2 protein-coding genes are annotated in these 6,470 nt (G+C 75.0%); both read left to right on the top strand.

The window, feature by feature from the left end:
• The first annotated feature begins 4 nt into the window (after positions 1-4).
• Entirely contained in the window at positions 5-5,689 is a 5,685-nt protein-coding gene (locus tag ABZ659_RS16885) for an SDR family NAD(P)-dependent oxidoreductase (RefSeq protein ID WP_360219720.1), read from the top strand.
• Complete coding sequence (fabG, locus tag ABZ659_RS16880) at positions 5,686-6,432, top strand: 3-oxoacyl-ACP reductase FabG (RefSeq protein WP_360219717.1); 747 nt, start codon at positions 5,686-5,688, stop codon at positions 6,430-6,432. The genes ABZ659_RS16885 and fabG overlap by 4 nt, the downstream gene beginning before the upstream one ends.
• Positions 6,433-6,470: the final 38 nt, after the last annotated feature.

The following is a 6,470-nucleotide window of genomic DNA, read 5'->3' as shown; positions in this document are numbered from 1 at the left end:
TCACGTGTCAGAGCCAGACCACGACCAGGAGCACGGCGAGGACCGGGACCTCGACCGCATCGCCGTCATCGGCATGGCGGGCCGCTTCCCCGGCTCCCCGGACGTCGAGACGTTCTGGACCAGCCTCGAACAGGGCCGGGAGGGCATCAGCACCTTCACCGACGAGGAACTCGTCGCCGACGGCGTCGACCCGGCCCTGCTGGAGCGCGACGACTACGTCAGGGCCAAGGGGTTCCTGAAGGACGCCGACCTGTTCGACGAGGGCTTCTTCGGCTACAGCCCCCGCGAGGCCGAGATCCTCGACCCCCAGCACCGGATCTTCCTCGAATGCGCCTGGCAGGCCCTGGAGTCGGCCGGGGTCGACCCGCACCGCTTCGAGGGCCGGATCGGCGTGTTCGCCGGGGCGGGCTTCAACTCGTACCTGCCGCTCAACCTGATGAACAACCAGCGGGTCCTGGACGCGGCGGGCATGTACCAGGTCATGCTCGGCGGCGACAAGGACTTCCTGGCCACCCGGACCTCGTACAAACTGGACCTCAAGGGGCCGAGCGTCACCGTCCAGACCGCCTGCTCCACCTCGCTGACCGCGGTGCACCTGGCCTGCCAGAGCCTCCTCAACGGCGAGTGCGAGATCGCCGTCGCGGGCGGCGTGTCGGTCTCCGCGCCGCTGCGCAGCGGCTACGTGCACGAACCCGGCGGCATCCTGTCACCCGACGGGCACTGCCGCGCCTTCGACACCGCGGCGTCCGGAACCGTCGCGGGCAACGGCGTCGGCGTGGTGGTGCTCCGCCGCCTCGCCGACGCCCGGGTCGGCCACGACACCGTCGACGCCGTCATCCTCGCCACCGCCGTCAACAACGACGGCTCCCTGAAGGCCGGGTACACCGCGCCCAGCGTCGACGGCCAGACCGACGTCATCACCGAGGCGCTGGCCCTCGCCGACGTCGACCCCGCCACCATCGGCTACGTCGAGACCCACGGCACCGGCACCCCGCTCGGCGACCCCATCGAGATCGCCGCCCTCACCCGGGCGTACCGGGACGGCACCGACGACCGCGGCTACTGCGCCATCGGCTCGGTGAAGAGCAACGTCGGGCACCTCGACGCCGCCGCCGGGGTCACCGGCCTGATCAAGGCGGCCCTCGCCCTGAAGCACCGGGCCATCCCGCCGACCCTGCACTGCGACCGGCCCAACCCCGACCTCGCCCTGGACACCAGCCCGTTCTACGTCAACACCGAGCTGCGCCCCTGGCCGCGCACCGACGCCCCGCGCCGGGCGGGCGTCAGCTCCTTCGGCATCGGCGGCACCAACGTGCACGTCGTCCTGGAGGAGGCGCCGCCCACGGCCCCCGCCGACCCGGGCACCGGACGCGAGCGGCACCTGCTGACGCTGTCCGGCCGGACGCCCCAGGCGCTCGCCGACCACGCGCGGCGCCTCGCCGACCATCTCGACGCCCACCCGGACACCGACCTCGACGCCGCCGCCCACACGCTGGCCCGCCGCAGGCACGCCTTCGACCACCGCGCCACCGTCGTCTGCCAGGACACCGGCGACGCCGTCACGGCGCTGCGCGGCCTCGCCGGGGCCGCTCCCGCCCCGGCGTGCGCCGAACGGGCCCCGGTGGCGTTCCTGTTCCCCGGGCAGGGCGCCCAGTACGTCGGCATGGGCCGTGCGCTGTACGGCCGTGAACCGGTGTTCGCCGCCGAGTTCGACCAGTGCGCCGACCTGTTCGCCGAACACCTCGGCGTCGACCTGCGCACCCTGGTCTTCGCCCCGGACGGGGACGCGGCGGCCACCGCCCGGCTGACCCGCACCGAGTTCGCCCAGGCCGCCCTGTTCAGCGTCGAGTACGCGCTCGCCCGGCTGTGGAACTCCTGGGGCGTGACCCCGCGGGCCATGGCGGGCCACAGCGTCGGCGAGTTCACCGCCGCCTGCCTGGCCGGGGTGTTCTCCCTGCCCGACGCGGTCCGCCTGGTCGCCGCCCGCGGCCGACTGGTCGGGGCGATGCCGGAGGGCGCCATGCTCAGCGTCTTCCTGCCCGAGGCGGAGACCGCCGGGTGGCTGGAGGAGGGGCTGTCCGTCGCGGCCGTCAACTCCACCGCCCTGACCGTGGTCTCCGGCAGCGAGGAGGCGATCGACGCCCTGGCGGCCCGGCTGACGGCCGCCTCCGTCGCCTGCCGACGGCTGCACACCTCGCACGCCTTCCACTCGCCGGACATGACCGGCGCCGTCGAACCCTTCACCGACGAGGTGCGCACGGCCGTCCTCAAGGCCCCGCAGATCCCGTTCCTGTCCAACGTCACCGGCACCTGGATCACCGACGAGCAGGCCACCAGCCCCGAGTACTGGGGCAGCCACCTGCGCCGGCCCGTCCGGTTCCGGGACGCCCTCGACACGCTGCTCGCCGACCCGGCCCTGGTGGCCCTGGAGGTCGGCCCCGGACAGACCCTCGCCAACTTCACACGCGCCCACCGCGCCTGGACCGCCGACCGCACCGTGGCGGGCTCGCTGCCGCACCCCGGCGACCACACCGACGACGGCGCCCTGCTGCTGGCGAGCCTGGGCGCGCTCTGGAGCGCCGGGGCGGAACCGGACTGGGACGCCTTCTACGGCGACACCCCCCGCCGCCCGGTCCGGCTGCCCGGGTACGCCTTCCAGCGGCGGCGCTACTGGGTCGAACCCGACCCGCGGACCACGCCCCGCGCGCAGGCACCCGCGGCCCTCTCCCCGGCCGACTGGTTCTCCGCCCCCGGCTGGAAGCGGCTGCCGTTCACCCCGCGCCCCGACGCCTCCGGCGCCGTCTGGGTGCTGCTCGGCGCCGAACTGCCCCTCGGGCGCGCGCTGGCCGCCCGACTGACGGCCGCGGGCGAACAGGTCGTCCGGGTCACCGCGCCCGGCGCGGACACCGACGGCGACCACACCGCCGACCCCGCCGACCGTGGACAGCTGGCCGCGCTGCTGCGCTCCCCGGCCGTCCAGGACGCCGGGGAAGGGCGGGACCTCCACCTGGTGCACCTGTGGAGCACGGCGACCGCACCGGCCGACGGCCCGCTCACCGAGGGGCACCTCGACGACGCGCGGCGCCTCGGCTTCGACAGCCTCCTCGCCCTCGCCCAGGCACTCGCCGACGCCCGCCCCGCCGCGCCCGTCACGCTCGACGTGCTGTGCCGCGGCGTGTTCGCCGTCACCGGGGACGAACCGCTCCAGCCGGAGAACGCCACCCTCCTCGGCGCCCGCACCGTCATCCCGCAGGAGACCCCGGGCGTCACCTGCCGCGCCCTGGACATCACCGGCGCCCAGCCCCACGAGACGCTGGCCGAGGCCGTGCACACCGCGCTGGCCGCGCCCGTCGCCGACCCCGAGCTGGCGCTGCGCGGACGGCACTGGTGGTGCCGCGACTTCGACCGGGTGCCCCTGCACGGCACGGACGGCACGGCCGGCACGGGCCTGCGCGACGGCGGCGGCTACCTGATCACCGGCGGACTCGGCGGCATCGGCCTGGCGATGGCCGAGCACATCGCCCGCACCGCCGACCGGCCCGTGATCGGCCTGCTCGGCCGCTCCGCCTTCCCGGCCGAGGACACCTGGGACGCCTGGCTCGCCGACCACGACGACCACGACCCGGTCAGCGTCCGGGTGCGCCGCCTGCGGCACCTGACGGAGCTGGGCGCCCGGGTCCTCGTGCTGCGGGCCGACGTCACCGACGAGGAGCAGACCGCCGCCGCGGCCCAACGGGTGCGCGACCTGGCGGGCGCGCTGCACGGCGTCGTCCACGCCGCGGGACGGCCCTCCCAGGGCATGATCCTCACCAAGACCCGCGCCGAGAGCGACGACGTGCTCGCCGCCAAGACCCGCGGCACCCTGGTCCTCGACCGCGTCTGCCGCGCGGACCGGCTGGACTTCCTGCTGCTGTGCTCCTCCGTCACCGCCCTGCTGGGCGGCCCCGGCCAGAGCGACTACGCCGCCGCCAACTCCTTCCTGGACGCCTTCGCCCAGTACAAGCGGCAGGTGAGCGACGTCCCGGTCACGGCCGTCGGCTGGGACACCTGGCGGGAGGTCGGCATGGCGGCCGGGCTGGGGGACCGGTTCGGCTCCGGCGCCACCGGCGCCACCGGCGACCCGACCGGGCACCCGCTGCTCCAGCGCCTGGCGCACACCGGCCCCGCGTCGCGCACGTACACCACCACGCTCAGCACCGCGGACCACTGGATCGTCAACGACCACCGCATCATGGGCCACGGCCTCGTGCCCGGCACCGCCTACCTGGAGCTGGTGCGGGCCGCCGTCGCCGGACAGGCCGAGGGCCGCGTGATCGAGATCGGCGACGTGCAGTACCTGACGCCGGTCGTCGTCCCCGACGGGCAGACCCGCGAGGTGTTCACCACCGTCGAGGAGCGCGACGGCCAGTGGCGGTTCGCGGTACGCAGCCGGAGCGGCGCCCCCGGGGCGGCGGCCTGGACCGACCACGCCCTGGGCACCGTCGCCTTCCACGACCCCGGTCCCGACACCGTGCGGGACCTGGCCGCGCTGGTCGCCGACTGCGACGTCACGGACGTACTGGACACCACCGACGCGATCACGCGGGGCCTGCGGCTCGACCGGTTCCAGTCCGGCGGCCCGATCGAGTTCTCCTTCGGCCCCCGCTGGGACTGCATGGACCGCATCGAGGTCGGCCCGCGGAGCCTGTTCGCCACCCTGAGCCTCGGCCCGGAGCACTCGGCCGACCTGGACGACTACCTGCTGCACCCGGCGCTGCTCGACGCCGTCGGCGGCACCGCCCGGGTCTACGCCACCGACACCTACTACCTGCCCTTCAGCTACCGGAGCCTGCGCGTCCACCACGGGCTGACCCCGACCGTCCACTGCCACGCCCGGCTCAAGGAGTCCGCCGACGCCACCGGCGAGACCATGACCTGCGACTTCGAGGTCCTCGACCCGGACGGCCGGGTGCTGGTGGAGATCACCGACTTCACCATCAAGCGGATCAACGACCTGCACGGCCTGCGGGAGCAGATCGCGCGGGCCGCCGTGCCGCCCGCCGACCCGGAGACCGAGGACGGGGGCGGTGTCCTGCGCGCCCTCAGCGCGGGCATCAGCGAGCGGCAGGGCCAGGACGCCTTCGCCCGCGTCCTGGCCGCCCCGGACCGGCCCGGCCACCTGCTGGTCTGCCACCGGGACGTGGCGGAACTGCGCGCGCTCGCCCGCACCCTGACCCCGGAGCTGCTCGCCGCGGAGATGGACCGGTTCGCCCCGCCCGGCGGCGTCCACCCGCGCCCGGACCTCGCCACCCCCTACGTCGCCCCGCGCACCGAGCGGGAGGAGGCCGTCGCCGGGGTCTGGTGCGACATCCTCGGCCTGGAACGGGTCGGCGTCGACGACGACTTCTTCGCCCTGGGCGGCCACTCGCTGGCCGCCGTCCAGATCGGCACCCGCGTCAAGGGCCTGCTGGGCGTCGAACTCGACCTGCGGGCGTTCTTCGAGAACCCCACCGTCGCGCACACCGCCGCCCTGCTGTCCGCCGGACCCGCCCAGGAGCGGCCGGAGGACACCATCGAGGTCCTCGCCCGCGACGACGGGCCGGACCCCGAAGGGCTCGACGACCTCTCCGACGAGGAAGTGGAAGCCCAGCTGCGCGCCCTGCTGGCCGCCGAGGCGGGCGACGAGACGACCGGCGGGGGGCACGCGTGACCGGATCACCGGCCCCCGTCGCCCTGGTCTCGGGCGGCTCGCGCGGCATCGGCAGGGCGATCGCCCTGCGGCTCGCCCAGGACGGCTACGACATCGCGACCTGCTACGCGGCCAGCGACGACGCCGCCCGCGCCCTGGAGAAGGAGATCACCGCGCTGGGCCGCCGCGCCCACGTCCGCCGCGCCGACGTCAGCGACCCGGCCGCCGTGGACGCGCTGGTCGAGGAGGCCGAGAGCGCGCTCGGCCCGCTCGACGCCGTCGTCACCTCCGCCGCCGTACTGCGCGACAACCCGCTGATCGCGATGGAGGACGAGGACTGGCACGACGTGCTGCGCGTCAACCTCGACGGCGTCTACCACGTCTGCCGCTCCGCCATCGAGGGCATGGTCAGGCGCCGCCGCGGCGCGATCGTCGCCCTGTCCTCGATCGCGGGCATCCACGGCAACGCCGGACAGACCAACTACGCCGCCTCCAAGGCCGGGATCATCGGCTTCGTCAGCTCCCTCGCGCGCGAGGTGGGCCGGTACCAGGTCCGCGCCAACGTGGTGGCGCCCGGCTTCATCACCACCGACCCGGTCATGAACCTCCCGCAGGAGCTGCGGGACGGCTTCGCCCAGCGCATCGCGCTCGGCCGGTTCGGCCGCCCGGAGGAGGTCGCCGACCTCGTCTCCTTCCTGGTCTCGGACCGCGCCCGCTACATCACCGGCTCCACCTTCCGGATCGACGGCGGCATGAGCGGCTGACCAGGACCCGGGCAGGCCCGGGACCACCCGACGACCAC

Origin of the sequence: Streptomyces sp. NPDC006997, assembly GCF_040635175.1 — a bacterium.
In the GTDB taxonomy this organism is placed as follows: Bacteria; Actinomycetota; Actinomycetes; order Streptomycetales; family Streptomycetaceae; genus Streptomyces.
The sequence above is the reverse complement of the archived record's forward strand: the minus strand, read 5'-3'. Positions and strand labels throughout refer to the sequence as shown.